The sequence below is a fragment of the Candidatus Poriferisodalis sp. genome (genome assembly GCF_965215815.1).
In the GTDB taxonomy this organism is placed as follows: Bacteria; Actinomycetota; Acidimicrobiia; order Acidimicrobiales; family Poriferisodalaceae; genus Poriferisodalis.
Map to the genome: position 1 here is coordinate 192174 of NZ_CBDCEO010000012.1, position 25896 is coordinate 218069.

Consider the following 25896-nt stretch of genomic DNA (forward strand, 5'->3'; position numbering starts at 1 on the left):
ACCCATAGTCGCGCCAGTGTGCCCGGCCCGCGGAGCCATTGAGCCCGGGCGTATGGTTCCGGCCATGGCTACGACGCTCGACTGGTACGGGTGCGCAACATTCCGGCTGCGCACCGCAGGTCTCACCATCTTTTTGGATGCCTATATCGATCGAGCACAAAACGCCGTCGGACCCGGGCTCTCGGCCGACGATGTCACCGAGGCTGACTGGGTGCTCGTGGGCCATTCCCACTTCGACCACCTCTATGGCGCTGAGCGGATTGTTGCCAACACCGACGCCACGCTGGTTGCTTCGTATGAGTCGGTGCGGCTCATGGCCGAAGCCGGCATCCCAGCGGACCGGATGATCTGCGTAGCCGGCGGCGAGACGGTCGACTTGAGCCGGGGGGACCGGGGGGACGGTGTGCGCGTGTCGGTGTACCCGAGCCAGCACTCCTGTGTGTGGTCCCACACCCAGATGCACCAGCCTGGCGAGGTCTGCCTGGGTGACCTGGGCGTCACCTGGCAAGAACAGCAGGAGCGCTTCGCCCAGCTGATGAAGTATCTGGCCAGCGAGGTCGATCCAGCGACGAGCGAGCACATCGCGGCGTCAGCAGTCGGTCACAGCGACCGGGGCGACGGGGGAGCGCTGCTCTTCCTGATCGAGGCACCCGACGGTTCGGTGCTGTTTCAGGACACCTCGGGGCACTGGTCAGGGGTCATGCGCGACCTCCGCCCCGATGTGGCGATTCTTGCGGCGGCGGGTCGGGGAAACATCGACGGCGAGCCCATCCAGGGCTCGCTGGCCCAATTCATCGGCCGTCAAGCCGACCTGCTGCGGCCCCGCAAGCTCATCCTCGGCCACCACGACAACTGGCTGCCGGGTTTCTCAGTGCCGACCGACACCTCCAGCATCGCGGACGAACTGGCTCGAGTCACGCCTGGTGTCGAGTTCCTTGAGCCCGGCTACATGGAGGCCACGCAGATCCTGTCGTAGCGGAGTTCGGCGCCATCACCTCGAGGTCGGTGCGCGTGAGGTTGTGTGGGCGTGATGCGGGTGGGCGGCCGCTCTGGGCGTTCGCGCAGCGCGAAGCGCATGACCTCGGACTCACACGCGACCGGTGGTACCCAAGAGCCCAGTGACCGCATCCTCGATCTCGGGCCCGAGATCGCTGGCTGCGATGCTCGCACGCACCCTTGCGCGCATGCGGCCGTGCGCCTTCATCACGGGGATATCAAGATCCGCGACGAACTGCTCAGCACGTGCTCCGAGAGATGCGAGCCGGCGATGCGAGTCATCCTGATCGTCATAGTCCGGAATCGGCAGCTTCCAAAGGTGAGGTCCGATATGACGCCCTCCGCCCTTCCCAGACACCATGTACGGCTCAACGGCACTGGTGACTGCAACGCTGTTCAAGACGGCACAGAGGTACGTGCCTTCATTCTCCGAGCTCACCGGCGCCCAATTGAGCTGATGCTCGACCAACGCGTCATCGTTGAGGACACGGCACGCTGCCACATGCATCCCCGAAACCGCATATACAACTCGTAACGGTGTAAGGGGATATTGGGACGTGAGCTTGCGGTAGTGATCCAAGGAGTCTTGCAAGTCGAGGGATACGCCACCATGTTCGGCCCACAGTGCCCGTGCTGTCTGCCACCAACGCGCAAAGCCATCGTACGTATCGATCTCCTCGTCCGTCATTATCCTTGAGCCGTTGAATGGAAGCAGCACCTCAACAGGCTGCCGTTGAAGAAACGGAAGAACTGACTCGCCCAACAACATGGGGAAAATGAATTCCCTTTCGACGACTCCGTGCAGTTCGGGCAACGTCTTCCAGGCGTGCTTGGCATAGATTCCTCGGTCCGAGCGCACGGCTCGTCGGCCCGCTCCTACACCCAGAGGCGGTTCTTGGTCTGATCTGATCGTGGTCAACAAGCGTGGGTAAACGTTGGCTCCATTCCGAAACCTATTCTTGTACGGAGAAGTCCACTGGGTCGCCTCAACGGTTTGACTTTCCTGAAGAGACCGCGAGAGAGTACTTCGTATGCAATCCCACGGGAGACTCGGGTTCCGGAGCCGACCTGACCAGCGTTCAACCTGTGTAGGCATCGACAGATGTGTTTCCGATCGCTTGCCGAACGCAACACATGCCGTCCGAGGGAAGAACGTGTGGCTAATCGGCGAAAGATCCCAAGGTGTCTCCCACTGCACACGAAGATTGTCCCCTTTCCCTAGTGGAAAATTGCCAGAGCGAAGACCGTTTGACTGCGCTCTTGTCAGGACGCCCGCAGGCATAACAAATCCAAAAGACCCTCCGGGAGCCAAGTACTGCTCGACAGCTCTGACAACGAACAAGTCAGCTAAGTCCTGATGTGTTGCAACATGCTTCCCGGACCAAAGACCGCGTGACGTTGACATCTCACGGAATATCGCCTTCATCGACGCCGTCATGTGCCGGTACGCCAGCCACGGTGGATTTCCAATCAAGACATCACAGCGGTTATCGGGAAGTGTCAACCAAGCCGGGCGAGCAAGGTTTCGAACGTAGTAACCCCAGATGTGGTCGCGACGCTCATCGTGCAAACGGCACATGGCTTCAAAGGTCGCTCGTAAGATTGCAGCGTCGTTCGAAGAGAGGCCGTGCCGAGTCGTTATGGAGCCAAATAGAGTGGGGCGGGAACTTGGTTCCCTTGTTGTGGCCATTTCTGCGAGATCAGTTATGAGAGAGTCGAACCGGTCTGCGTCATTCAAGAGAGCCTGTGGGAACCGCAGTTGATCGGCGAATAGATGCGCACCGTCGCCTGTGCTGACGTTGAGTGTCTCTGACGCGAAGATGTCGCCGCGTTGTCCCCATTGGAGAGCGTCACCAAGAAACACAGGGATTCGCAGAGGCCCTCGATCAGGGGCAGCGAGACGCTCGGTTCCGATCGCGAGCAGGTACGTGACGCGGGCAAGCGTCACTGCAACCGGGTGGACATCGACGCCGTAAACGCTCTTTGCGACGCCTACGACAGCATCACCGTTTGCGATGCCCGCGCCTTCAGCGGCTTCGAGGTATTTCCGAACAGCGTGGAAGAGGAACGTGCCTGACCCGCAACTGGGATCCAAGACCGTCATCTTCAAAGGGTCAGTGACGACCTCTTCTATCATCGATTCGGCCAGAAAATCAGGAGTATAGTACTCGCCAAGACGTCTGCGGGTATCAACCCCGATGACGGATTCGTAGATAGTCTTCATGACATCGTGCGTCACGCTTGACCAGTCGAACTGCTGAAGGCGTCTCGCTAGTGCTGCAATCCAAATGCTTCCAGATTCGCCGCAGTTGAGTGGCCAGTCAAAGAAATCGTGATCGACTACACCGTGTATCTGTGATTGCTGGGCGAATAATTCCCCACGCAACAGGTTGGACGGAGTGAGTTGAGTGATCGGATAATTGAGGACAGCGTGCGCGACACATTCGGCCGTAGCCACTAAGAGTGTGTGCTCGACGAAGAGATCGTCTTCGTCGGAACTGAATTGGGTGCCGAGCGCGGTGGTCAAGAGCTTGGCCCATAGCTCCTGCTTCACCTGAATTTCTGGGTTCTCTCGATTCGCGTCGTAGAGTGCCCGCAGGGTCGCCCGCTCGAGTGCGTGTCCAGGACTGTCCGCTCCGAGGCGGTTCGAGATCGCCTCCCGCGTTGGTGCGATCTGTTGCTGTGTGACCAAGACCGCCGCGAGCCACGTAATCAACGGTTCGGGCTCTGCGAGAGCTGGGTCGAGGCAATAGGTGGAGATCGGACTGAGACTGTCCGCGGCGAAATGGAAGAGGTGCCAATCCCGTCCATCCGTGACTATTCCGACGTAACGCTGGCCGAGCTGGCGGCAACGTTCAGCCACGTAGCCCGCGAGCTGTGAGGTCGCATCGTTCAGAGAAGCGCCGCCGGCGAGTGACTTCTTGACCTCGATAACCGTGTGCCCCATTTCGATATCGATCCTGCGGCGGTCGCCAAGTGGCGCTTCCAGCGTTACGTCGAGCATGTCGTCTTCGGAGATGTTCAAACCCGAGGCGATGAGCAAGAGACGGATATCGGATTGGACAGTTGCTTCTGTCCGACCTGGCGCGGCGCGATTGCACAGCCGAGCTACCACCGTCTTGAGGTCGAGAGGGGGGTGGGTGCTCACCCGTTCGACTGTAACGGTGCAGGTCCTGAGCCCACTTGCAATCTGACCTCACAAGAATCCCGCGACTCGGCATGTCCGGGTTAGCGAATGCGCAACGGCTGCCAGCGACGGTAGGTGGCACTACGCCACAGCCATTCGAGGGGCCCGAACCCGAATCTCGCTAGCCACGCCTGTGACCACCAGAGCTGAAGCACCCACACGCTCACCACGAAGACGGCGATGCTGCTGCGGGTGAGCGAAACGTCACCGAGCAGCCATCGAAGCACCACTATGCCCACCGCAGTCTGCGTGAGGTAGTTCGTGAGCGCCATCTGTCCCACGGCTCGGATGCGTCGGCGCGCTGGCGAGTCGCTTCTGCGATTCCACAGCACGATCAAGCTCAGGTAACCCAGGCAGATGGGCACGGTGGCAACCGTGTTCGGAATGGTTCCTGCGATGGCCCAGTCGATGTCGAAATCGGTTCCCACCGTCAGGGCGAGCCCTGCACCCGACAGCGGCAGCCCGATGCCCAGACCCCATGCCGCCACGCGGCGGTAGAACGACGGCGTCCGGTGGCCGCTCATGACGCCGGTGCGGTACAGCGCCACGCCGATGAGCATGGCGCCCAAGGCTCGCCCGAAGTAGTCCGCGAAAAACCACGTTTCTACGACGTCGTAGTAGTCGCCGTAGTGCCAGAAGTCGATGAGGACGCTGGAAAAGCTGCGCAGCGACGACTGCACACTCCAGGAGATGACAGCCACTGCTGCGTAGAACGCACCGCCCAACGCAAAGAGCACTTTGGGCTGCAGTCGCCGCAGCGCAAGCACGACCGGGGCGCACAAGGCGTACACCGTGAGCACGTCGCCGTCCCACACGAGCAGATGCACCACGCCCATACCGAGCAGCAGTGCGTTGCGCCACAGGCCCAGCAGCGCGCTGCGCCGACCCTTCGCAGCGGCGCGCTCAGCGAACAGCACGATGCCTGCGCCGAACAGCATGGAGAACAGGCCCATGAACTTCTGGTCGGCGAAGATCTCTCCGGCACCGCCGACGAGCCAGTCCAGCAGCGTCCGCGATCCGGCTGCGTCGAGATTGGTATACGCCGCCGCGGGCAGGCCGAACGAGACGGCGTTCATGACCAAGATGCCGAGCACTGCCACCCCGCGCACCGCATCGAGGGTGGAATTCCGCTCACTTGACGGCGTTGCCGAGGCCTCCGACGACATCGGAGTCAGTCGAGGTCTTGGGCGCCGCAGGTCGACTGCGGGGTCAGTCGAAGGTGATGACGGTTCGGTTTGAGGTGCCGGCCTTCATCCACGAGTAGCCCTCGTTGACCTGTTCGAGGGCGATGCGTCCCGAGATCATCTCGTCCAGCATGAGGCGCCCGTCCAGATAGAGCTCCACCATCATCGGGATGTCTCTGCGGAACTGGTTCGAGCCCATCATCGAGCCCTGCAGCTTCTTCTCTGACAGGAAGTCGATGCCGCGCAGCTCGACCCTGGTCTTGGAGGGAACCATGCCGATCACGGTGGCCGTGCCGCCGATGTCGAGCATCCCGAATGCCTGCTGGACTGTCTGAGCGAGACCGATGGCTTCGAAGCTGTACTCCACGCCGCCGCCGGTCATGTCCTTGACGGCGGTGACGACGTCGTCCACCTCGCTGGCATTGACCGTGTCGGTGGCGCCGAGCTGGCGGGCTGTCTCGAGCTTCTCGTCGGTCATGTCGACAGCGATGATGCGGCCCGCCCCGGCGACCCGCGCACCCTGCACGGCCGAGAGCCCGATGCCGCCGCAGCCGATCACGCAGACCACGCTGCCGACCCCGACGCCGGCGGTATTCACTGCTGCGCCGAAGCCCGTGGTGACACCGCAGCCAATGAGGCACGCCCGATCGAGCGGCATGTCAGGGCGGATCTTCACCAACGCGTTCTGGTGCACCAGCAACTCCTCGGCGAATCCCCCGAGACGAGCCATCTGGCCGACTTCGGTGCCGTCGTCCCGGCTGAGCCGGGCGGCTGCGTCCTTCGGGCGGGATGTTGCCCGGACGTTGGTGCAGCGATGAGGATTGCCCGACAGGCAGCGATGACACTGGCCGCAGAAGATCGACAGGCAGGCCACGACATGGTCGCCCGCAGAGACGTAGTTGACGTCAGAACCGACCGCCTCGACCACGCCGGCGGACTCGTGGCCCATCACCAGGGGGAGCGGTGTGCGGAACAGGCCCTCCATGAAATGCAGATCGCTGTGGCACAGACCGGCACCGACGGTGCGGATCAGCACCTCGTTCGGGCCGGGCGCGTCAATACGCAGATCCTCGATTACCAAGTCTCCCGGCTGTTCGCAGAGCACAGCAGCCTTCATGTCACGTCCCCTTGCGTTGGTCGGCCGTCCGAGGTGGCCGCAATTGGTTCAGGCCGAGACTAGGCGCGAGTCCGAACGCATGTGCCTGGAAAGTCCGGTGGGCACAGCGGTGCACTTGTGGTTGCTGCGGTAGCGTCGATGGCAGCGAGAAATCCGCGCCGAGGGGGAGTCATGGCCAACGAGCACGGCTACTTGCCGAAGGTGACCGAGCTGGACGACAAGCAGCAACGGCGCTTGGACACGTGGTACGCGAAGGCCTACACCGACGACAACCTGTTCCGGACCCTTGCCGCTGACGAGGCCACCATTGACCTGTTCCTCGGCTGGGTCGGTGCCGTGTACGGCGGCCATCCCGACGAGGATCCGGGCGCGCTCGATCGGCACATGATCGAGCTGTGCCGCATCCGGATGGCGAACCGGAACGAGTGCTTCCACTGAAGCCTCGTGCGAAGCGCATCGTTGGTGCGCACTGGGCTCACAGACGAAGTCGTCGCACAGCTCACCGACTACGAGGCCTCGGAGCTGCCCGAGTCGTGGAAGGCCGCACTGGCGCTGTGCGATTGGCTGTCGGGCTTCGAACACTCGGGCAAGATCCCGCCCGAGATGTATGGGCGGTTGGGCGTTCACTTCAACGAGCAGCAGATTCTGCGCCTCGGTGCGCTGCTTGCTTCTGCGAGTGGATGGCACAGGATGATCGAGGCATTCGGCATTCGACCCGACCACTACCAGGCGGGCCAGTCAGCACCGTGGGCGGCCGCGGCGGGCTGAGCCAGGGACGCAGATGTCGAACCGGCCCGTCCGTCTCCGAAACGCTCGCCCTCCCCAGACTCGCCTAGCTTTCGGAGCCGTGACAGAAGTGGCACCGGCCGCATCCGACGCCGCACCGCAGGAATGACCGGCGTTCGAAACTGGCTCGCAGGGGCACGACCCCGTACCTGGCCCGCATCGCTGGTGCCGCCGTTCGTGGGCACTGCAGCCTCGGATGCCGCGGCAGCCGGTGCGATCGTGTGGTGGCGGGCTGTCTGCGCGCTGGTCGTGTCGTTGTTCATCCAGATTGCGGTGAACTACGCCAACGACTACAGCGACGGCGTGCGAGGCACCGATGTCGCCCGGGTGGGCCCCCAACGCCTCGTGGCATCGGGCGCTGCTTCGCCGAATGCCGTGCGCAATGCCGCGTTCGCCGCGTTCGGGGTGGCGGCAGCGGTCGGCGTGGTCGTCGCAGCAGCAGTGTCGTGGTGGCTAATCGCGGCGGGAGCGGCGTCGATCCTGGCTGCGTGGTACTACACCGGTGGCCGGCGGCCGTACGGCTATCGCGGCCTCGGCGAGCTCTTCGTGTTCGTCTTCTTCGGGCTGGTAGCGACTGCGGGGTCGGCATTCGTGCAAGACGCCCGCCTGACCGTTCTAGGTCTCGCTGCGTCGGTGCCCGTCGGGCTGGGCTCGGTGGCGTTGCTGATCTCGAACAACCTGCGGGACTTGCCCACCGACGAGCAGGCGGGCAAGCGCACGCTGGCGGTGCGCGTCGGCGATCGGCCGACCAGGGCGATGTACGTGACCGTCGTGTTCATCGTCGTGATCTCGCCGCTGTACCTGTCGCTGCTGCGACCTTGGGCGATCCTCGGGCTCGCCTCGGTCGTGGTGGCCATCTCGCCGGTGCGCACGGTGCTGCGCGGCGCCACTGGCAAGGAACTGGTTGCCGTGCTGGCCGGGACCGGGCGGCTCCAACTCGTCGTGGGCGCGCTGCTCACGGTCGGATTGGTCTTGGGCGCATGAGCCTCGTCTACCCAGTGTCGGAAGTCTTGCAACCTGCGGCATCTCGGCCGCGATCCACCAAGATGTCGCGATGAGCTCCGAGGCAGTCCTGGATCATCTCGCAACGCTTGGCGTGGCATTCGAGTTGGTGGAATGCGATCCCGATTTCGCCGACACGGCGCAGTTCTGCGAGCGGTACGGGTACTCGATGGACGCATCGGCCAACGCCATCTGCGTGGTGGGCAAGTCGGCCGAGCGGCCGATGGCGTGCTGCGTGGTGCTCGCCACGACCCGGCTTGACGTGAACGGCATCGTGCGGCGCAGGCTGGGAACCCGCAAGGCATCGTTCGCAGATGCCTCTGAGACCATCGAGCGCACCGGCATGATGATCGGCGGCGTCACACCGTTCGGATTGCCCGACGACATTCCCGTGTGGATCGACAGCAGGGTCATGGACTGCGATGCGATCATCGTGGGAGGTGGCTCGCGTGACTGCAAGATCCTGTGCCCGCCTGCCTCGCTCGCTGAACTTCCCACAGCCGAGGTAGTCCCCGATCTCGCCAAGACGGTGCCGGAGGCCTAGACAGACTCCGCCTGCGGGCGCTAATCAGGCGTCTCGCGTTGCCGTGATCAGTTGAGCGATGCCTCCGCTGAGCGCGTCCCGCTGAACATTGTGGAAGCCCGCCCCGGCGATCCGGGAGAGCAGTTCTGGCACCGCGGGCAGGTACGCCACCGATTCGGGCAGGTAGCGGTAGGCCGAACGGCTCGAGAGCAGGCTGCCGACGGCGGGAACGATCTTGCCGAAGTACAACTTGTGCCCCGCTCTCAGCACTGGGTTGGCGGGTTCGGCGACTTCGAGCATCGCCACTCGAGCGCCGGGCCGAAGCACCCGAGCCAACTCTGCGAAGAAGCGATCGAGGTCGGCGAAATTTCGCAGCGCGAAGCCGCAGGTTGCACCGGCAAGCCAGCCCTCGCGCACGCCGAGGCTCAGCGCATCGGAACGCACCAGCGGAGCACGGGTTGTCGCCGCTTGGAGCATGCCGGCGGAGAAATCGACTCCGACGGCGAACAAGCCCGCCGCCTCAAGTTCGTTGCACAGATCGCCGGTGCCGCAGGCCAGATCAACCACGGTCTCGCCCGGCTGAAGGCCCAGGGCCGCCACCGCTCGTCGCCGCCACCGGGTGTCGAGCCGAAATGTCAGCAGGCGGTTCAGCAGGTCGTAGCGCGGCGCGATCTCGTCGAACATCAGCTGGACAGTGTCTGCCTTGTCCTGCGGACTGGGCAGCTCGGACCGCCTCCGTCGACGCAGACGCAGACTCACCGGAACCAGACGCGTCGATGACTGCGGCTGATCGGGTGGAAGAGCAGCACTAGCAGCAAGACGTCGAACATGAGGCGCATGAAGATCCCGAGCTGGAAGCTGGTGCGGGCACCCCACCACAGCGTCGCCACCGTCGAGTAGACCGCCGCTGCGGAACACAGCCAGTGGCCCCATCGCCGCTCGTTGGCGGTTCCCAAGCCGCCCCCGACGAGTGAGCCGCCGAGCAGCACGGTCACGGCCAGCGGCACGATGCTGTCGCCGAGCTCGATAGCTGTGCGCTCGCTGGCGAACAGCGAGACGATGCTCTCAAACACGTCGAGGGCGAGTTGCCAGTCGATGCGGTTGCCGAACAGCAGCAGGACCGCGGAGAAGTAGCACAGCAGCACGGCGCTGTAGAGCGTCTGAGGCTGGCTGCGGTTCAGCCACCGCATCTGGTTCACCGGGCAAGTGTGGCACCTGCGCCCACACGATCCGCTTCGGCGTGACGCATGCGTTGAGCTGGCACGGCCTGAGAGCCTCGACCGCGCAGCATTAGCCTTCTGGTAGTGAGTGCCGATCCCGTCATCTCGATCGGTGCCGATCAGCACGGCGCTGTCGTGGAGGCCAACGCTGCACAGTGGCCGCCGGGAGCGCTGGCCGCAGCCTTAGGACGGCAACTCGACAACGTTGCAGGACCGGTGTCGGTCTGGATCGACCATCCCGATCACACCGAAGCGGCGGGCAGCGATCCGGCGCCTTCGCAGACTGCGCTCGGGCGTGAACTGACATCGCTGTGTCTGACGTTCGAGCGCGATCTGTACCGGATGGAGCGGTCCCTGCCGATGGATCAGCCCAGCGGAATCGAGACGCGTTCGTTCGTGGTCGGCCAGGACGAGCAGGCTTGGGTGGAGGTCAACAACCGGGCGTTCTCGCAGCACCGCGAGCAGGGCGGATGGACGCTTGCTCAGGTCGCTGAGCGCCAAGCCGAGCCGTGGTTCGACGCCGACGGTTTCCGGGTGTACGACCTCGACGGGCAGATCGTTGCCTACTGCTGGACGAAGGTGCACAACGATGAGGACCCGCCGGTCGGCGAGGTGTACGTCATCGCGGTGGATCCCCAGTACCACGGCCGGGGACTCGGCCGAGCCCTCACGCTGGCCGGTTACGAGCATCTCTTTGACGCAGGCCTGACCCGGGCCATGCTCTACGTCGACGCCGACAACACGCCGGCCGTCACGCTCTACGGGGACCTCGGCCTCGAGATTGCCGTTGTGCGACGGCTGTTCACGGGCATCGGACCGCTTTCGCCCTACGGCACTGGCCGGTCGTGACAACCTCCGTCGCCGATCCCGCACTCGCGGACCTCAGCCGGGCGGAGCTAGGTGAGCTGCTCGATGGCGAGCCCTCGTACCGGCTGGACCAGGTGTGGGATGGCCTGTACCGCCAGCGCCGCCCGCTGGCCGAGCTCACCAACGTTCCCAAGGACCTGCGACAGGCCATCGGCGAACTGCTGCCGCCGGCGTTGAAGATGGTGCGTGCCCAGTCAGCGGATCGCGGCAAGACTCGCAAGTACCTGTGGTCGCTGCGTGATGGACACCTGGTCGAGACCGTGCTCATGGGCTACCGCAATCGGACCACGCTGTGCATCAGCAGCCAGGCTGGCTGTGCCATGGCGTGCAGTTTCTGCGCAACGGGCCAGGTGGGATTCGACCGAAATCTGAGCGTCGGGGAAATCGTCGAGCAGGTGCTGGGCACGCTGCAGCAGCCATCGACCAGCCACAGCAGCTCGGCGGGCGGAGCCGTCAATAGCGGAGCCGCCCGCGGCGGAGCCGTCAATATCGGAGCCGCCCGCAGCGGAGCCGTCAACATCGTGTTCATGGGCATGGGCGAGCCATTGGCAAACTACGACGCCGTTTGGGCAGCGGTGGAGCGCTTCCATGACGACATGGGCATCGGCGCCCGGCACATCACTGTGTCCACTGTCGGCGTCATTCCGGGCATCGTGCGTCTGGCGGCTGCCAGCCTGCCGGTCAATCTGGCAGTCTCGCTGCACGCCGCGAACGACCGCCTGCGCAATCGCATCGCACCAATCAATCGCACGTATCCCCTGCGTGAGCTCGCGAGCGCACTGGCCGATTACCGCCGTGCCAAGCGGCGCCGTATCAGCCTCGAGTGGGCGATGATCGACGGCGTCAACGATCGCGATCACGACGTTGTCGAACTGGCTGCATATGCACGTCCGCTTGCGGCGCATGTCAACCTCATACCGCTGAATCCCACGCCGGGCTACGGCCACGCGCCATCGCCATCGGGGCGCATCGAGCATTTCGCGTCAGAGTTGGCGTCCTACGGCGTCAACGCCACCGTGCGCGTCAACCGGGGCACCTCCATCGATGCGGCGTGCGGGCAGCTGCGTGCCGACAAGCTGGTCACGATCCAGCCGGGCGCCCGAGCCCGCCGCGGCGCACGCGCCCAGCAAGAGCGCTAGAAACTCGCCATGGCTAGGCCTCGATCGCCGAAAGGGCGCGCCCAGCGGACCCACGAACGGCTCAAGGACGAGTATGAGGCCGTGTGCGAACTCGTGCACCGCAATCCGTTCGAGTTGCTGGTGGCGACGATCCTGTCGGCGCAATGCACAGACGTTCGCGTCAACGCGACTGTGCCGGCGCTGTTCGAGAAGTACCCCGACGCCGAGGCCCTGGCATCGTGCGACCTCGTTGAGCTGGAGGAGTTGGTGCATCCCACCGGCTTCTTCCGCAGCAAGGCCCGCAACCTGCAAGGCATGGCCCGACAGCTGCTGGCCGACCACGGAGGCGAGGTTCCGAGCCGCTTGGAAGAACTCGTGAAGCTGCCTGGCGTGGGCCGCAAGACGGCGAACGTCATCCGCTCGGTCGCTTTTGACCTGCCCGGTTTGCCCGTGGACACCCACGTCGGCCGTCTCGTGCGACGACTCGGCATCACCGAAGAAGAGGACCCGGTCAAAGTCGAGCTTGCGTTGAATCCGATGATCCCGCAGTACGAGCGGGGCGACTTCAGCCTGCGACTCATCCTGCACGGCAGGCGGGTCTGCTCGTCCCGCAAGCCCGCCTGCGATGACTGCGTGCTCAACGATTACTGCCCGAGTGCCTTCGTGGCCTGATCCACCAGCGGCCTCGGCCGCAACGACGACCCGAGGCCTAGGAGGCCCGACCGAATGACCGAGTCCCAGAGTGTTGGCAATGCAACCGTGCGGCGATCGTCGCATTTTGTGCCCGGCGCCAACGAGCGCATGCTCACGAAGTCCTTGGCCACCGACGCGGACAGCCTCGTGCTCGACCTCGAGGACGCCGTCACACCCGACAACAAGGACAGCGCCCGGGCCACTCTGGCGGGCTGGCTGGCCGATGTCGACTTCGGTGCCAAGGAGCGGGTGGTGCGGATCAATCCGCTCGACAGTCCGTGGTGCGTTGCCGACGTTGCCGAGACGATGGTCTGCCCGCCCGACGCCTATCTGGTGCCGAAGGTGAACAATGCGGCAGAGGTCGTTCAGCTCGACGGGATGATCACTCGCTGGGAACTCGAGAACGGCCACCCGCCCGGAGGCGTGGTGCTGTTGGTGCTGGGCACTGAGACGCCGCAGGGCCTGCTGAACATCGGCGAACTCGCTCAGCACGATCGTGTGGATGCGCTGAGCTGGGGTGCCGAGGATCTGTCCGCAGCGATGGGTTCGAAGGCCAACCGGGACGCCTCGGGCGCCTACCTGCCAGTGTTCGAGTACGCCCGGGTCATGTGCCTGGTGGGAGCCACGGCGTGGGGCAAGCAGCCGCTCGACACGGTGTTTGTGGACTTCCGAGACGACGAGGGGCTAGCTGAAGATTGCGCGACCTCTGCGGCCATGGGATTCACCGGCAAGATCACCATCCACCCCGCACAGATCGACATCGTCAACGCTGCGTTCACGCCCAGCGCTGAGGAATTGGCTGACGCACAGGAGCTGCTCGAGGCGTTTGTGGAGGCCGAAGCCGCAGGGCTGATGGCATTCGCCCACAACGGCCAGATGGTGGACGTGCCCCATCTGACCCGCGCCCGCAAGATCGTCGCCACCGCCAAGGCAATCGCCGAGCGGTCCTGACCGCCAGTCCAGATGGCGTTCAGCGCAGTGCGTCAGTGGCCTGGGCCAATCGGCGCCGGGCCATGCGCAGCGAGCGTTCGACCTCATAGAGCTCGACGCCGGCGTCCTCGTGCGGCGTGCCCATCAGCTCGTCGGCTGCCCGCGAAATGCGGTTGCTGAGCTCGCCGACGGCGGTCTCGATCGAGGACAGCTCCGCAGCGCTGATCACCCGCGGCACGCTAGCCACATCGTGGCGTTGCCTGTCCGCATCGAACGATGGACCCACCCCGATCAACCAACCACCGAACGTCCGGGGTGATTCAGTGCGATTGTCCACATGAACACAAGAATTCGACAGTTTGATGGTGTTAGTGTCGTGCGGGCAAACGTTGAGGGACGTCGACGAGCATGGGCCGATATCTCGAACTCGATTACACCCGCTGGGTCGGCACCGGCATGGTGTCGTCTCCCTACAGGGCGTATGTGCCATGCGTGCTGAACGGCTGGTGCCCATTGGTGCAGCCCCACGTTCGCGAGCTGGTGCGGCTGGCCGAGCGCCGTATTGCCGATGCGAATCGGCTCGACTGCTCCGGCTCGCCGACGCTGCGCCTTGTGCTCACCCGGGCAGAAGGACTTGCCACGAGCAGCGTTGAGAACATCAGGACGACCATGCGCTCGCTGAGCCTGCTCGAGTCTCTGCGCGGCCGTCGGCGAGCCGAGACTGACCGCACAGACAGATTGACGCTCGGCAGCGTTCACATGAACACAGAGGCCATGACGCTCGCCGCCAGCGCGAGCAGCGATGTGACGGTCCGCGACATCGAACGGCTCCATCGCATCCTGTTCACGGACACCGTGGACCGGTTCGACGCAGGGCGGCTTCGCAGCGAACAGGTATGGATCGGCAGCGGGCAGAGAACGCCCACCAACGCTCACTTCGTGCCCCCGCCGCACACAGAAGTGCCCGCGTTGATGACCGACCTCGCCGAGTACATCTCGGATCGCACTGTTTGGGCGCCGGCCGTGGTGAAGGCCGCCATCGTGCATGCGCAGTTCGAGACGATTCACCCTTTCACGGACGGCAACGGAAGAATCGGGAGGGCGCTCACGAATCTCGTCCTTCGGCGAGATGGTCACCTGCACGTCCCGGTGCCGCTGTCAGCAGCGATCGACGCACGCCGACAGGAATACTACGACACCTTGCAGGAGAGCCGTCTGTTCATTGGCGACCGGTCAGACGATGAGCGTTCTGATTCCATGACGGCATCGGTCGAGTTCACCGCGGATGCGGTTGTGGTCGCTTGCGACTACGCGACCGCGGTCGCCAGATGTGTCGCCGACTGGGAGCGCAAGTGCAACCAGGTACCTTCGAGGCAGCGATCCTCAGCGGACGAGATACTGCGCGTCATCCGTACCGCACCGGCTGCGACTCTGCCGTTTCTCGTTGAGCGCTCTGGGCTCAACGAGCGCACAGCGGCGCGTGCGGTGAGTCGGCTCACCGGTCTCGGCCTGCTCGCAGAACACCGTGATCACGAGTCCGGGGTGCGGGTGTTCGAGGCCCGGGAACTGTTGAACGTCGCTGACAACCGCGACACGCTGATCGCGGAAGGCTGGAGGCTGCATCTCGACGGCCAAGCGAACATCCCCGAACGGCTGCACGAACTCGCGGGCAGCCACAATCAGGCCGCGCCGCCGGACGGCACTCGTACATCGCCTGATCACATCGTCGAGGCTGAGAGGCACGCCGCAGATGGGCCGTCTAGGCCGAGCCGAGCCCCGCGCTGCGGGCACATGGGCGCCCGCAGCCGCAAACCGTGCCAGCGACGTGCAGGGCACACTGGCAATCACGCCTACTGAACACACGCCGTTGCTACTCGGCCCCAACACAAACCGGCAGCATGAATCCAGTAATCCGCCTGCACCGAACACTGAAGATGTGCGCGGGGAGTGGGCCGGTATCGGTGGGTGCTGGCTCGGAAGGCCGAGGGGTTCCCGACCTCGATGTGCTGCGGTGTGGCCAAGGTCAGCCGCCAGGCGTTCTATGAGTGGCGCGCCGGGCACGCGGCAGGGCCGACCCGCCGTGAGGCGGCCGAGGCGGCCTTGGTGGCGGAGATCGGTGAGATTCATGCCGCCTCGGGCGGGGCCTATGGGTCTCCTCGGGTGACAGCGGAGCTGCGCTCGAGAGGGCATCGGGTGAACCCCAAGCGTGTCGCCCGGCTCATGAGAGCCCACCGGATCGCCGGGATCCGCCCGCGGCGCCCCAAGCGCACCACCACCCCTGCACGCTCGGCGCCGAAGCTTCCGGACCTGGTCGGCCGCCGGTTCGCTCCTGGCCGGCCCGACCGGGCGTGGGTGTCGGACATCACCTACGTGCGCACCGGCGACGGCTGGCTGTACCTAGCGGTGGTGCTCGACTTGGGCAGCCGCCGGCTGCTGGGATACGCGATGAGCGAACGCATCGACACGCGGCTGGTCCAAGACGCCCTCGAGGGGGTGTGTTGCCGTTGTCGGTGGCGAGCTGGATGAACGGTCCGACGGTGTGGGGATCTGCGACGCAGGCGATGTGTGTGTCGTCGAGCCAGCCCAGCTTCCAGCGGTCCCAGCCGAGCACGTGCATGAACTCGTGGGTGAACCCGAACAGGAAGGGGGTGTCAAACACTTTGGCAGTGCGGGTGGTGTTGATGGTCGCGAGCGGCACGCTGGGTCGCTCCGGCAGGGGTGTGTTGGTCATCTGGCCGTTGGTGAACCGGCACGAACTCGACATCGAGCTGGCCGTAACTCATGGCCTCGGCGTACTTGGCGGTCAGCACGAAATGGCTGTAGATAGTTCCGCTCGCGCCGCGCAACGTCGAGCGCTCTTGGGTACCGCACCCTCCGAGCCGACCTCTCCACCCTCACAACCCGCACTTGGCATCTACAGGAACGTCCCGGGCCGATTCACTAGCCACCATCTGCGCGGTACGGCCATAGATACGGGAAAGTCACGGCATATATAGCATATTTCGGCTATATTTGATGGCGTGCTGTACGAACGGCTGACTCGACTTCCGGAGCGGAGCTTCTTTCTGCTCGGTCTGCGAGGGACGGGCAAGAGCACGTGGATTCGCTCGGCGCTGCCGTCGGCGGTGCGCTTCGACCTGCTCGACGAGGCCCTGTTCACCGACCTGCTTGGCGACCCTGCGCTGTTCGGCCGCATGGTCTCAGCGGTTGAGACGGGCGATTGGGTCGTCGTCGACGAGGTTCAGCGGATTCCGAGTCTGCTCAACGAGGTTCATCGCCAGATTGCCGATCGGGATCTTCGCTTTGCCCTTCTGGGCTCGAGTGCACGCAAGCTCAAGTCTGCCGGTACCAACCTTCTTGGGGGCCGAGCCTTGCGCATGGCGATGCATCCGCTCACCGCCGCGGAGCTGAGCAGCGACTTCGACCTCGACGAGGCACTGCGTCACGGAACTATCCCGCTGGTGTGGGCAGCCCGCGATCGCGGCGAAGTGCTATCGAGCTATACCCAGCTGTATCTGCGAGAAGAAATCCGCGCCGAGGCCGCCGTACGCAACCTGGCCGGATTCGTGAGATTCCTTCCAGTCGCTGCGCTGATGCACGCCCAGCAACTGAACACCGCAGCCATCGCACGTGATGCCGGTGTCGCACGTTCGACCGTCGAGGGCTACCTCGAGATTCTCGAGGACACCCTGGTCGCCGCACCGCTTCCTGCTCTCGAGGCCAAGCTGAGGGTCCGCGAGCGACGACGGCCGAAGCTGTACTGGGCGGACCCGGGCTTGGTGCGAGCCGTCAAGCGCCAGTTCGGCCCGGTCGCTGCGGAGGAGCGCGGCGCCCTGTTCGAGGGCTGGGTGCTCGGCCAGCTGCGCGCCCATAACGAGCGCCAGAGGCTCTATGACGAGATCGCGTACTGGGCAGCGACCGAGTCAAGCATCGAGGTCGACTTCGTCTTGCGACGCGAAGACAAGTACGCGGCAATCGAGGTCAAAGCAGCCGAGCGATACAACACCTCATTCGTCAAGGGACTGCGAGCCGTAGTTGATCTGCCGGGCTTGGCTCGGCGCATCGTGATCTATCGAGGACGTCGAGCCTTCCGCACCGAGGACGGTATAGACGTGTGGCCGATTGAGACCTTCCACGGCGCGCTGCGCGACGGAGAACTATGGAGCTGAAGGCCACCAACCGATCCGTACGGGCCGTCGGCGCACGCATCTGTCACGCGTCCCGCGCACACCTCAAGATCTGAGCCCGCCAGCTTCTGATGACAAGGGAGCGTCTGACAGTCCCTTCGGTGGCGTCACCAAGTAGTTCGACATGGCTGGCCTCAACGCGTGAGCCGCACTGCGCCACAGGGTGCGCTTGGGTGTTCGTCACAGGCGCGAATTCACAGCAGTGGCTCGTGGGGTCGCAGGTACCCTCGGCGCGGTGCTGAAGCGGCTGGACCTGCGGGGTCGGAGCGATCAAATAGCCGAACTGCTGCCGCGCCCCGAGACGGATGCTGCGGTGTCTTCCAAAGCCGTTCGCGAGCTGATCGATCATGTCCGAACCGGCGGCGATCCGGCTGTCCGGGAGCTCACTCACCGCTTCGACGGCGTCGATGTGCCCGACGCGCTGGTCCCGGAGAGCGATCTCCGAGCTGCGTGGGAGTCGCTGTCTCCTGCCTTGCGTTCCGCCATGGAGACCGCTCACCAGCGCATCCTGGAATTCCATCGCACGGAAGCCGCGGTGGGGCATACCTATGAACGCGACGGTGTCACCGTTCGCTCGATCAGCCAGCCGGTGGACCGTGCCGGGGTGTACGTGCCGGGCGGTCTGGCTGCCTATCCCTCCACGGTTCTCATGACAGTGCTCGTGGCCCGGGCCGCAGGCGTGGAGGACATCGTCTTGTGCTCCCCCCCGGGACCGGACGGCAACCTGTCGGCATCCGTGATGGCTGCCGCACATCTCTGTGGCGTCACCGAGGTACACCGTGTCGGTGGCGTGCAGGCTGTCGCGGCGCTGGCGTACGGCACCGAGACGATCCGTCGCGCCGATGTCGTGGCAGGGCCGGGCAATGCCTGGGTCGCGACCGCAAAGCAGCTCGTTGCCGGAGACGTGGGCGTTGCGTCGGCATTCGCGGGGCCCTCGGAGATCGTCGTGATCGCCGACGGGACGTGCCCGCCGGCCGCTGCAGCCACCGATGTCGTGCTGCAGGCCGAGCACGGCCCCGGGGGCCGGGCTTGGCTTGTCACCTGGGACCCTGCCTGCGCCGACGCCGTCTGCGACGCGATCGTTCAGATCGTCGATCTGTCGCCACGGCGCGACGAGACCCTGGCCACCTTGGAGGCCGACGGCTTCGTGTGCCTTGTTGACAGCCCTGCTCAGGCTGCCGAGGTCGCCAACTTCGTTGCGCCCGAACATCTCCAGCTCATGTGTGACGGCGCCGAAGAACTGCTGGGCAACATCCGTCACGCTGGCGCCGTGTTTGTCGGGCAGTGGGCGCCGGCGTCGGTCGGCGACTACGTGGCCGGGCCATCGCACGTGCTGCCCACGGCAGGAACGGCCCGATTCGCGGGAGCGCTCACCACCGAGGACTTCACCAAGCGGATGCATGTGGTCGAGGTCTCCGAGGCCGGATTTGACCGACTCGCGCCAGCAGTGGCTGAGCTGGCGGAAGCCGAGGGGCTGTGGGCGCACGCGGCCTCGGTGTCGCGCCGCAAGGAGTGGTCCACATCGGGGGTTCGACCGTGAGACCGCCGGTGCGGGACGACCTGCGCTTGCTGGAGGGTTACCACTCCCCGCAGATCGACGTCGAGGTGCGCCTGAACACCAATGAGGCACCGGTGGGACCGCCGCCGGAGTTCTCGGAGGCGCTTGCGGCGGAACTGCGCAGCGTCGAGTGGCATCGCTACCCCGATCGCACGGCCAGCGCGCTGCGGGCCGACCTGGCCAAGCTGCACGACATCGAGCCTGAACGCATCTTCGTGGCCAACGGCTCGAACGAAGTGCTGCAGACCGTCTGCCTGACCTATGGCGGGGCCGGTCGAAGCGTTGCCACGTTTGAGCCCACCTATGCGATGTACGGCCAGATTGCGCGCGGTACCCAGAGCGCAGTGGTCGAAGGCGAGCGTCACGTCGACGGCAGCGTCAGCGTCTTTGAGTTGGAGCGGATCGTCGAGCGGCATCAGCCCTCGATCGTGTTCCTGTGCTCGCCCAACAATCCCACTGGCACACCCGAGCGACTTGAGGTGCTCGAACGGGCGCTGGAGATAGCGCCCGGCCTCGTGGTGGTCGACGAGGCCTACGGCCAATTTGCTGACTGGAGCGCCATCGATTTCTGCGACGACGCAGGAGGCCCTGCCAATCTCGTCGTCGCCCGCACGTTCTCGAAGACGTGGGCGATGGCCGGGGCGCGGTTGGGCTACGCGGTGATCCCTGCAGGAATGGCTGCTGAGTTCGAGAAGGTCGTGCTGCCGTACCACGTCGACACGTTCAAGCAGATTGCGGGGCGCGTCGCTCTGCGTTTCGCGGACCAGATGGAGCAGCGTGTGGCTGCGATCGTGTCCGAGCGCGTGCGGATCGAGACGACCCTGGGTCGGCTGGGCCTCGACGTCTGGCCCTCGCAATCCAATTTCATCTTGTTCCGCACCAGTCCCACCGGGCACAGTGGCGACGATGTCTGGCAAGCGCTCGTCGACCGCTCGGTGCTCGTGCGGAACTGCTCGGGGTGGCCCCGCCTCACGGACTGCTTGCGGGTCACTGTCGGCACGCCTCCCGAGAACGACCGCTTCCTCGAGGCCCTCGCAGGGGTGCTCGCATGAGCTTGTCCAGCCGGAGGGTGCAAAACCGCTGCGCAGGCCGCAGGCTGATGCGACCGATGCTGATCGATGCGGAGGGTTCCTTATGACTGCTCGCCCTGTCTCCTCACGAACTGGCACCGTGCAGCGCCACACCAAAGAGACCCAGATCGACCTGACGCTGGATCTCGACGGCACTGGCCAGAACGACATTTCGACGGGCCTGCCGTTCTTTGACCACATGCTCGCTCAGCTGGCCAAGCACGCTCGATTCGACCTGCAGCTGCGTACCGTCGGCGACCTCGAAATCGATGCCCACCACACCGTCGAAGACACGGGCATCGCGCTCGGCGAGGCCATGCGAAGGGCCTGGGGCGACAAGGCAGGCGTGCGCCGCTTCTCGTCGTACACCGTGCCGCTCGACGAGGCGGCTGTCGAGGTCGTGCTCGACCTGTCGGGTCGTCCGTTCCTGCACTACGACATCGATCCGCCGGGAGAGAAGATCCTGGGCGACCCGCCCTTCGACCCTCAGCTGTGTGAGGAGTTCTGGCGCGGGCTCGTCATGTCGGCAGGCATCACGTTGCACTTGGTGATGCTGCGCGGCCGAAACACCCATCACATCATCGAGGCCAGCTTCAAGGGCGCGGCGCGGGCGTTCTATGACGCCATTCGTATTGCTGACGACGTGCTGCCCTCCACGAAGGGCGTCCTATGACGGGCAGCCGGTGATCGGCACACCGCCAAGCCCGCTTCAGGTAGATCTCAAGGCGACCGCACAGTGACCGAATCAAGCGAGACGGCTCCAGGCCGACCGTTGGTCGCCGTGCTCGACTACGGCATCGGCAACCTGCGCTCGGCCCAAAAGGCACTCGAACGAGTGGGCGCTGACGCCCTTCTCACTGCGGATGCAGGCCTCATCCGTGACGCGGATGGGGTCGTGCTGCCAGGCGTCGGGCATTTCGGCACCTGCATGAGGCAGCTCCGTGCGACCGGCTTAGAACAGCCGGCGCTCGAGGCCATCGAGAGCGGACGACCCTTCTTGGGCATCTGTGTTGGCATGCAGATGCTGTTCGAAGCCTCGCAAGAGGCCCCAGGAATACCCGGGTTGGCCGTTATGCCTGGGACGGTGCGGCTCTTGCCGGACGGCATGGTGCGGCCCCAGATGCAGTGGAATCGCCTCGTCGTGCAGCGGCCGGGTTGCCCGCTGCTGGCAGGGCTCGAAGACGGTGCCTGGATGTACTTCGTCCACAGCTACGCACCCGACACCGAGGTCGACCTGGTGGTCGCGACCTGCGACTATCCGACACCGATCACCGCAGTCACACAGAGCGGCCGCACGTGGGCAACGCAGTTCCATCCCGAGAAATCCGGTGACGCCGGCAAGCTGCTGGCGCAGAACTTCCTCGCCGCTGTAGTAGCGGAGCGTTGCGGCAGATGAGCTTCGAGCTGTACCCGGCGATCGACCTGCGCGAGGGCCGTTGCGTGCGCCTGCTGCAAGGCGACTATGACCGTGAGGTGCGTTATGACGCAAACCCGGTCGAGGTAGCCCACGAATTTGCGGAGGCGGGTGCGCGCTGGATTCACATGGTCGACCTTGACGCAGCCCTCTCGGGCGTAGTCGACAGCAGCAACCGGGACGTGATCCGATCGGTCGTTGCTGCTATCGGCGACGCAGGTGTTCGCGTGCAGTGCGGGGGAGGCGTGCGCGGCCGTGCGAGCGCTGAAGCGCTCTTCGACGCGGGAGTCACGCGCTGTGTGGTGGGTACTGCGGCAATCGAGAACCCCGACCTCGTGGGGGAGTTGATCGCAGCAGGACACCGCGTCGCCGTCGGTCTCGACGTACGAGGCACCGAAGTCGCCACACGCGGCTGGAAGCATCGCAGCGGGGTGAGCCTGTCCGAGGCGCTGACTCGGCTGGCTGGCAGCGGCGCCGAGGCGGTTGTCGTCACCCAGATCTCCCGCGATGGCATGGGCGGCGGGAGCGACCTGTCTGGCCTGCGGAACGTGCTGGACGCACCTCAACGACCTCCCGCTATGTCGATCATCGCGAGTGGCGGGGTCGGCTGTCTCGCCGACATCGCCGACTTGCGCGACCTGCGTTCGGCGAACGGCCACACGCTCGCTGGGGCCATCGTCGGCAAAGCGCTCCACGATGGCGCGATCTCGCCCGGCGCCGCCGTGGTGGTGGCACGCGGGAGCGCAGCCCACGACGAGCCGATCCCCGAGGCCGGCCAATCATGAGGGCATTCCGGTGAAGGCAATCTCATGAAGACAGTCTCATGAAGACAGTGCGGGTCATTCCCTGCCTGGACGTGGACGACGGGCGGGTGGTCAAGGGCGTCAACTTCGTCGGGCTGCGAGACGCAGGTGATCCAGTCGAGCTGGCGGCCGCTTACGACCGACAAGGCGCCGACGAAATCGTCTTTCTCGACATCACCGCCTCCGCTCACGACCGTGACACCATCATCGAGCTCGCCCGCCACACCGCCGAGGAGGTGTTCATTCCCTTCACGATCGGTGGCGGCATCCGTACCGTCGACGATGCCCGGGCCCTGTTGCGGGCAGGCGCTGACAAGGTGTCGGTTAACTCGGCTGCGGTGGCCCGGCCCGAGTTGGTGCGCGAGATTGCCGACGAGTTCGGCAGCCAGTGCGCCGTGGTGGCGGTGGACGCCAAGTCGAACCCTGCCGATGCAAACGGGAACACGACGTGGAACGTCTACGTCAAGGGCGGGCGCGAGGACACTGGCATCGACGCGCTGGAATGGGTACGTCGAGTAGCCGACTTGGGGGCCGGTGAGATCCTGCTGACCTCTATGGACGCCGACGGCACCAAGGCGGGCTTCGACCTGGGGCTCACCCGGGCGGTCGTCGACGCCGTCGGTATCCCTGTCGTGGCCAGCGGCGGCGTCGGCACGCTCCAGCACTTGGTGGACGGCGCAGTGATTGCCGGCGCCGATGCCGTTCTGGCTGCGTCGATCTTCCACTTCGGTGTGCACACCATCACCGACGCCAAACGGGCTCTCATGGACGCAGGCGTCACCGTCCGTCCGCCAGCTGACTGACTTTCGCTTCAGGACAGCCTGCGCGGGCGCCGGATAGCTTCGGCCTGTGCTTGAGGACGCCGAAGTAACTTCGGCGCCATGAGCTACCCCGGCACGTTCTCGAAGACCGATCCTGACCGTCCCGCCGTGGTCATGGCCCGCAGTGGTCAGGTGCGCACCTTCGGCGAACTTGAAGCCCGCAGCTCACAGTTCGCCCAGCTCATGTGGGCAGCAGGCTTGCGCCCTGGCGACCATGTGGCGATCTTCGCCGACAACAACATCGGCTACTTCGACGCCTATTGGGGCGCCATCCGCAGCGGTCTGTACTTCACGACCGTCAACCGGTACCTGACTGCGGAAGAGGCGGCGTACATCGTCAATGACTGCGGCGCTCGGGTGCTGGTGGCGTCGCCGGCGGTTGCTGAGGCTGCCACCGAGATGCTGCCGCTCATCGGCGACTGCGACGTTCGACTCATGCTCGACGAGGTCGCTGACGGCTTCGACTCGTTCACCGATGCGATTGCGGCCCACCCCGCGGAGCCGCTCGACTCCCAGCCACGCGGTTCGGCAATGCTCTACAGCTCGGGCACCACCGGTCGGCCGAAGGGGATCATGCGGCCGCTCGACGGTACGTCGATCACCGACCCAGATCTCGTCGGCGTGGGGCTCGTCGGGGGCCTTTTCGGCGTCGGCGACCGGAGCGTCTACCTGTCGCCCGCGCCGCTGTACCACTCCGCGCCGTTGTCGTTCACGACCGGCACCCAGTCGATGGGTGGCACAGCGGTGGTCATGGATCGGTTCGACGCTTCCGAGGCGCTCTCGTACATCGAGCAGTACCGCGTCACGCACAGCCAGTGGGTGCCGACCATGTTCAGCCGGATGCTGAAGCTGCCCCCCGACGCCCGCACCCGCCACGACCTGTCGAGCCACCAAGTCGCCGTGCACGCGGCGGCTCCGTGCCCGGTCGAGGTGAAGCGGCAGATGATCGAGTGGTGGGGGCCGATCCTGCACGAGTACTACGCCGGAACCGAGCTGAACGGCTTCTGCTACGTGAGTTCGCCAGAATGGCTCGAGCGCCCAGGCACGGTCGGCAAACCGCTCATCGGGGTCATTCACATTTGTAGCGACGAAGGCAACGAGCTGCCAGTGGGCGAGTCAGGCACCATCTACTTCGAGCGCGAGATACCGGCGTTCGAATACCACAACGATCCGGACAAGACCGCCGATTCACGCCATGCCGAACACGAGCTGTGGTCAACGCTCGGCGACGTCGGACGCGTCGATGAAGACGGCTATCTCTACCTGACCGACCGCAAGGCCTTCATGATCATCTCGGGCGGGGTCAACATCTACCCCCAAGAGATCGAGGACTGCCTGGTAGTGCACCCCAAGGTTGCCGACGCGGCGGTCTTCGGTGTTCCCAACGACGACTTCGGCGAAGAGGTGAAGGCCGTCGTGCAGCCGATCGCAGGTGTGGAGGCGAGCGATGCTTTGGCGTCCGAGCTGTTGGCGTATTGCCGCGAGCACATCGCGGGCTACAAGGCGCCGCGCTCGGTCGATTTCCGGGACGAGCTGCCCCGCCTTCCCACCGGCAAGCTCTACAAGCGCATCCTGCGAGACGAGTACTGGGGCGACCGGTCCTCCCGCATCGTGTAAGCCCCGGTGTTGCTACAGGCCGGCAGTGAACGAAGTGATCTGTTCGGCAACCGCCCGGGCATGACCCATCAGGAAGTGATCGCCGCCAGCGATCACCTCAAGCTGGGAATTCGTCCAGTGCTGGGTGATCTCAGCGGCCTCGGCGGGGGAGCGGAACTGATCGTGCTGGGGCACCAGGAGCAGCTTGGGACGCGGGTCGTTCGGGGCCGACATTGTGGCCGGGTCAACAATCCTCAAGGGCGCCGCAATCCCGATCCACGCCGCCAAGCCATCATGATCGGCTGCGAGCGACACGTCGCCGCCGAAGGACCAGCCGGCTGATACGACCGCTGGTGTGGCGTCGTCGTCGGCTTGCTCGGCGGCGAGTTGTGCTGCGGCATCGAAGGCCGCTTCGGTGTCGAGCCGCTCGGCGCGTCCCTCGTCGTGCCTGCCGCCAGAGCTGCCCGTGCCCCGGAAGTTGTAGCGCAGCGCTGCGACGCCGGCTGCGGGCAGAGCTCTGAAGAGATGGTCGATGAGCGGGTTCCACATGTCCCCGCCGTAGAGCGGATGCGGGTGGGACAGCACAACTACAGCGGAGGCTGCGGATGGCCAGGCCAGCTCGGCCTCGAGATCGGTGCCATCGGCCGCCACCATGTCAATGGGTCGAGGGTCAATGGGTCGAGGGTCAATGGGCCGAGGTGCCGCTGCCGCAGAATTCGCTGCGTCATTCATCGCGGTGAACGGTACCGTGCGGGCGGTGAGTGCTCCTGAGACAAACAATGAGCACGGGACTGGATCGGCGACGAAGCCCGCTCGTCCCTCGA

At 65.1% G+C, this 25896-nt stretch carries 27 protein-coding genes; 19 read left to right on the forward strand and 8 right to left on the reverse strand.

Annotated features, from left to right (window positions below):
• Window positions 1–64 precede the first annotated feature (64 nt).
• Window positions 65–976, forward strand: coding sequence for an MBL fold metallo-hydrolase (locus tag ACOOHB_RS02870; protein ID WP_420443312.1), 912 nt, complete (start codon window positions 65–67; stop codon window positions 974–976).
• 111 nt (window positions 977–1087) lie between these two features.
• Here ACOOHB_RS02870 and ACOOHB_RS02875 read toward each other — a convergent pair whose 3' ends face one another.
• From ACOOHB_RS02875 to ACOOHB_RS02885, 3 genes are all read right to left on the reverse strand, one after another.
• The gene (locus tag ACOOHB_RS02875; RefSeq protein WP_420443313.1) at window positions 1088–4144 is read right to left on the reverse strand and encodes an N-6 DNA methylase; all 3057 of its coding nucleotides are present in this window, start codon (window positions 4142–4144) and stop codon (window positions 1088–1090) included.
• Window positions 4145–4224: 80 nt separating this feature from the next.
• Window positions 4225–5349, reverse strand: coding sequence for a DUF418 domain-containing protein (locus ACOOHB_RS02880; protein WP_420443314.1), 1125 nt, complete (start codon window positions 5347–5349; stop codon window positions 4225–4227).
• Between the two features lie 43 nt (window positions 5350–5392).
• Window positions 5393–6484, reverse strand: coding sequence for a Zn-dependent alcohol dehydrogenase (locus tag ACOOHB_RS02885; RefSeq protein WP_420443315.1), 1092 nt, complete (start codon window positions 6482–6484; stop codon window positions 5393–5395).
• A 171-nt stretch (window positions 6485–6655) separates the two neighbouring features.
• On the opposite strand from ACOOHB_RS02885, the gene ACOOHB_RS02890 reads away from it, so the two are divergent.
• The 4 genes from ACOOHB_RS02890 to ACOOHB_RS02905 all read left to right on the forward strand — a co-directional run bounded on the left by ACOOHB_RS02890 (window position 6656) and on the right by ACOOHB_RS02905 (window position 8816).
• Window positions 6656–6922, forward strand: coding sequence for a hypothetical protein (locus tag ACOOHB_RS02890; RefSeq protein ID WP_420443316.1), 267 nt, complete (start codon window positions 6656–6658; stop codon window positions 6920–6922).
• Between the two features lie 6 nt (window positions 6923–6928).
• Complete coding sequence (locus ACOOHB_RS02895) at window positions 6929–7252, forward strand: hypothetical protein (RefSeq protein WP_420443317.1); 324 nt, start codon at window positions 6929–6931, stop codon at window positions 7250–7252.
• A 123-nt stretch (window positions 7253–7375) separates the two neighbouring features.
• The gene (locus ACOOHB_RS02900; protein ID WP_420443318.1) at window positions 7376–8254 is read left to right on the forward strand and encodes a 1,4-dihydroxy-2-naphthoate polyprenyltransferase; all 879 of its coding nucleotides are present in this window, start codon (window positions 7376–7378) and stop codon (window positions 8252–8254) included.
• 70 nt (window positions 8255–8324) lie between these two features.
• Window positions 8325–8816, forward strand: coding sequence for a YbaK/EbsC family protein (locus ACOOHB_RS02905; protein ID WP_420443319.1), 492 nt, complete (start codon window positions 8325–8327; stop codon window positions 8814–8816).
• A 24-nt stretch (window positions 8817–8840) separates the two neighbouring features.
• Here the strand turns inward: ACOOHB_RS02905 and ACOOHB_RS02910 are convergent, their stop codons facing one another.
• Window positions 8841–9554 (reverse strand): ubiquinone/menaquinone biosynthesis methyltransferase, encoded by a 714-nt coding sequence (locus ACOOHB_RS02910; protein WP_420443320.1) that lies wholly within the window; start codon window positions 9552–9554, stop codon window positions 8841–8843.
• Entirely contained in the window at window positions 9551–9994 is a 444-nt protein-coding gene (locus ACOOHB_RS02915) for a hypothetical protein (RefSeq protein WP_420443321.1), read from the reverse strand. Before ACOOHB_RS02915 ends, ACOOHB_RS02910 begins: the two co-directional genes overlap by 4 nt.
• 105 nt (window positions 9995–10099) lie before the next feature.
• Between ACOOHB_RS02915 and mshD the strand changes: the two genes are divergently transcribed.
• Genes mshD through ACOOHB_RS02935 form a run of 4 tightly spaced genes read left to right on the forward strand, consistent with a single transcriptional unit; the run spans window position 10100 to window position 13644 of the window.
• Complete coding sequence (mshD, locus tag ACOOHB_RS02920) at window positions 10100–10864, forward strand: mycothiol synthase (RefSeq protein WP_420443322.1); 765 nt, start codon at window positions 10100–10102, stop codon at window positions 10862–10864.
• Window positions 10861–12021, forward strand: a complete 1161-nt coding sequence (gene rlmN / locus ACOOHB_RS02925; protein WP_420443323.1) for a 23S rRNA (adenine(2503)-C(2))-methyltransferase RlmN — start codon at window positions 10861–10863, stop codon at window positions 12019–12021. The genes mshD and rlmN overlap by 4 nt, the downstream gene beginning before the upstream one ends.
• Window positions 12022–12030: 9 nt before the next feature.
• Window positions 12031–12672: an endonuclease III gene (gene nth / locus ACOOHB_RS02930; protein WP_420443324.1), complete on the forward strand. Its 642-nt coding sequence runs from the start codon at window positions 12031–12033 to the stop codon at window positions 12670–12672.
• A gap of 54 nt (window positions 12673–12726) precedes the next feature.
• The gene (locus tag ACOOHB_RS02935; protein ID WP_420443325.1) at window positions 12727–13644 is read left to right on the forward strand and encodes an HpcH/HpaI aldolase/citrate lyase family protein; all 918 of its coding nucleotides are present in this window, start codon (window positions 12727–12729) and stop codon (window positions 13642–13644) included.
• Window positions 13645–13663: 19 nt separating this feature from the next.
• Here the strand turns inward: ACOOHB_RS02935 and ACOOHB_RS02940 are convergent, their stop codons facing one another.
• Window positions 13664–13852, reverse strand: a complete 189-nt coding sequence (locus tag ACOOHB_RS02940; RefSeq protein WP_420443326.1) for a hypothetical protein — start codon at window positions 13850–13852, stop codon at window positions 13664–13666.
• A 179-nt stretch (window positions 13853–14031) separates the two neighbouring features.
• Between ACOOHB_RS02940 and ACOOHB_RS02945 the strand changes: the two genes are divergently transcribed.
• Complete coding sequence (locus ACOOHB_RS02945; RefSeq protein WP_420443327.1) at window positions 14032–15480, forward strand: Fic family protein; 1449 nt, start codon at window positions 14032–14034, stop codon at window positions 15478–15480.
• Between the two features lie 90 nt (window positions 15481–15570).
• A complete protein-coding gene (locus ACOOHB_RS02950; RefSeq protein ID WP_420443328.1) occupies window positions 15571–16149 on the forward strand; it encodes an IS3 family transposase in 579 nt (192 codons plus the stop codon).
• Window positions 16150–16274: 125 nt separating this feature from the next.
• On the opposite strand, the gene ACOOHB_RS02955 is transcribed toward ACOOHB_RS02950, so the two are convergent.
• Window positions 16275–16433, reverse strand: a complete 159-nt coding sequence (locus ACOOHB_RS02955; RefSeq protein WP_420443329.1) for a hypothetical protein — start codon at window positions 16431–16433, stop codon at window positions 16275–16277.
• Between the two features lie 210 nt (window positions 16434–16643).
• Between ACOOHB_RS02955 and ACOOHB_RS02960 the strand changes: the two genes are divergently transcribed.
• The 8 genes from ACOOHB_RS02960 (at window position 16644) to ACOOHB_RS02995 (ending at window position 25093) form a co-directional block, all read left to right on the forward strand.
• The gene (locus ACOOHB_RS02960; RefSeq protein WP_420443330.1) at window positions 16644–17792 is read left to right on the forward strand and encodes an ATP-binding protein; all 1149 of its coding nucleotides are present in this window, start codon (window positions 16644–16646) and stop codon (window positions 17790–17792) included.
• A gap of 253 nt (window positions 17793–18045) precedes the next feature.
• A complete protein-coding gene (gene hisD, locus ACOOHB_RS02965; RefSeq protein ID WP_420443331.1) occupies window positions 18046–19350 on the forward strand; it encodes a histidinol dehydrogenase in 1305 nt (434 codons plus the stop codon).
• Entirely contained in the window at window positions 19347–20420 is a 1074-nt protein-coding gene (gene hisC / locus ACOOHB_RS02970) for a histidinol-phosphate transaminase (protein WP_420443332.1), read from the forward strand. The genes hisD and hisC overlap by 4 nt, the downstream gene beginning before the upstream one ends.
• Before the next feature lie 82 nt (window positions 20421–20502).
• Window positions 20503–21111: an imidazoleglycerol-phosphate dehydratase HisB gene (gene hisB / locus ACOOHB_RS02975; protein WP_420443333.1), complete on the forward strand. Its 609-nt coding sequence runs from the start codon at window positions 20503–20505 to the stop codon at window positions 21109–21111.
• 63 nt (window positions 21112–21174) lie between these two features.
• Window positions 21175–21834, forward strand: coding sequence for an imidazole glycerol phosphate synthase subunit HisH (gene hisH, locus ACOOHB_RS02980; protein WP_420443334.1), 660 nt, complete (start codon window positions 21175–21177; stop codon window positions 21832–21834).
• Window positions 21831–22637: a HisA/HisF-related TIM barrel protein gene (locus ACOOHB_RS02985; protein ID WP_420443335.1), complete on the forward strand. Its 807-nt coding sequence runs from the start codon at window positions 21831–21833 to the stop codon at window positions 22635–22637. The genes hisH and ACOOHB_RS02985 overlap by 4 nt, the downstream gene beginning before the upstream one ends.
• Before the next feature lie 38 nt (window positions 22638–22675).
• Complete coding sequence (hisF, locus tag ACOOHB_RS02990) at window positions 22676–23458, forward strand: imidazole glycerol phosphate synthase subunit HisF (protein WP_420443336.1); 783 nt, start codon at window positions 22676–22678, stop codon at window positions 23456–23458.
• Between the two features lie 78 nt (window positions 23459–23536).
• The gene (locus ACOOHB_RS02995) at window positions 23537–25093 is read left to right on the forward strand and encodes an acyl-CoA synthetase (RefSeq protein ID WP_420443337.1); all 1557 of its coding nucleotides are present in this window, start codon (window positions 23537–23539) and stop codon (window positions 25091–25093) included.
• A gap of 12 nt (window positions 25094–25105) precedes the next feature.
• Here ACOOHB_RS02995 and ACOOHB_RS03000 read toward each other — a convergent pair whose 3' ends face one another.
• Window positions 25106–25804 (reverse strand): alpha/beta hydrolase, encoded by a 699-nt coding sequence (locus tag ACOOHB_RS03000; RefSeq protein ID WP_420443338.1) that lies wholly within the window; start codon window positions 25802–25804, stop codon window positions 25106–25108.
• Window positions 25805–25896 lie beyond the last annotated feature (92 nt).

What these genes read in the sequence shown, in the direction of transcription:
- ACOOHB_RS03000 (WP_420443338.1), bottom strand. Translation starts at nt 25,804, where the DNA reads ATGAATGACGCAGCGAATTCTGCGGCAGCGGCACCTCGGCCCATTGAC.
- ACOOHB_RS02870 (WP_420443312.1), top strand. Translation starts at nt 65, where the DNA reads ATGGCTACGACGCTCGACTGGTACGGGTGCGCAACATTCCGGCTGCGC.
- ACOOHB_RS02985 (WP_420443335.1), top strand. Translation starts at nt 21,831, where the DNA reads ATGAGCTTCGAGCTGTACCCGGCGATCGACCTGCGCGAGGGCCGTTGC.
- ACOOHB_RS02890 (WP_420443316.1), top strand. Translation starts at nt 6,656, where the DNA reads ATGGCCAACGAGCACGGCTACTTGCCGAAGGTGACCGAGCTGGACGAC.
- ACOOHB_RS02905 (WP_420443319.1), top strand. Translation starts at nt 8,325, where the DNA reads ATGAGCTCCGAGGCAGTCCTGGATCATCTCGCAACGCTTGGCGTGGCA.
- hisB (WP_420443333.1), top strand. Translation starts at nt 20,503, where the DNA reads ATGACTGCTCGCCCTGTCTCCTCACGAACTGGCACCGTGCAGCGCCAC.
- ACOOHB_RS02995 (WP_420443337.1), top strand. Translation starts at nt 23,537, where the DNA reads ATGAGCTACCCCGGCACGTTCTCGAAGACCGATCCTGACCGTCCCGCC.
- ACOOHB_RS02935 (WP_420443325.1), top strand. Translation starts at nt 12,727, where the DNA reads ATGACCGAGTCCCAGAGTGTTGGCAATGCAACCGTGCGGCGATCGTCG.
- hisF (WP_420443336.1), top strand. Translation starts at nt 22,676, where the DNA reads ATGAAGACAGTGCGGGTCATTCCCTGCCTGGACGTGGACGACGGGCGG.
- ACOOHB_RS02885 (WP_420443315.1), bottom strand. Translation starts at nt 6,484, where the DNA reads ATGAAGGCTGCTGTGCTCTGCGAACAGCCGGGAGACTTGGTAATCGAG.
- nth (WP_420443324.1), top strand. Translation starts at nt 12,031, where the DNA reads ATGGCTAGGCCTCGATCGCCGAAAGGGCGCGCCCAGCGGACCCACGAA.
- ACOOHB_RS02900 (WP_420443318.1), top strand. Translation starts at nt 7,376, where the DNA reads ATGACCGGCGTTCGAAACTGGCTCGCAGGGGCACGACCCCGTACCTGG.
- ACOOHB_RS02880 (WP_420443314.1), bottom strand. Translation starts at nt 5,349, where the DNA reads ATGTCGTCGGAGGCCTCGGCAACGCCGTCAAGTGAGCGGAATTCCACC.
- ACOOHB_RS02945 (WP_420443327.1), top strand. Translation starts at nt 14,032, where the DNA reads ATGGGCCGATATCTCGAACTCGATTACACCCGCTGGGTCGGCACCGGC.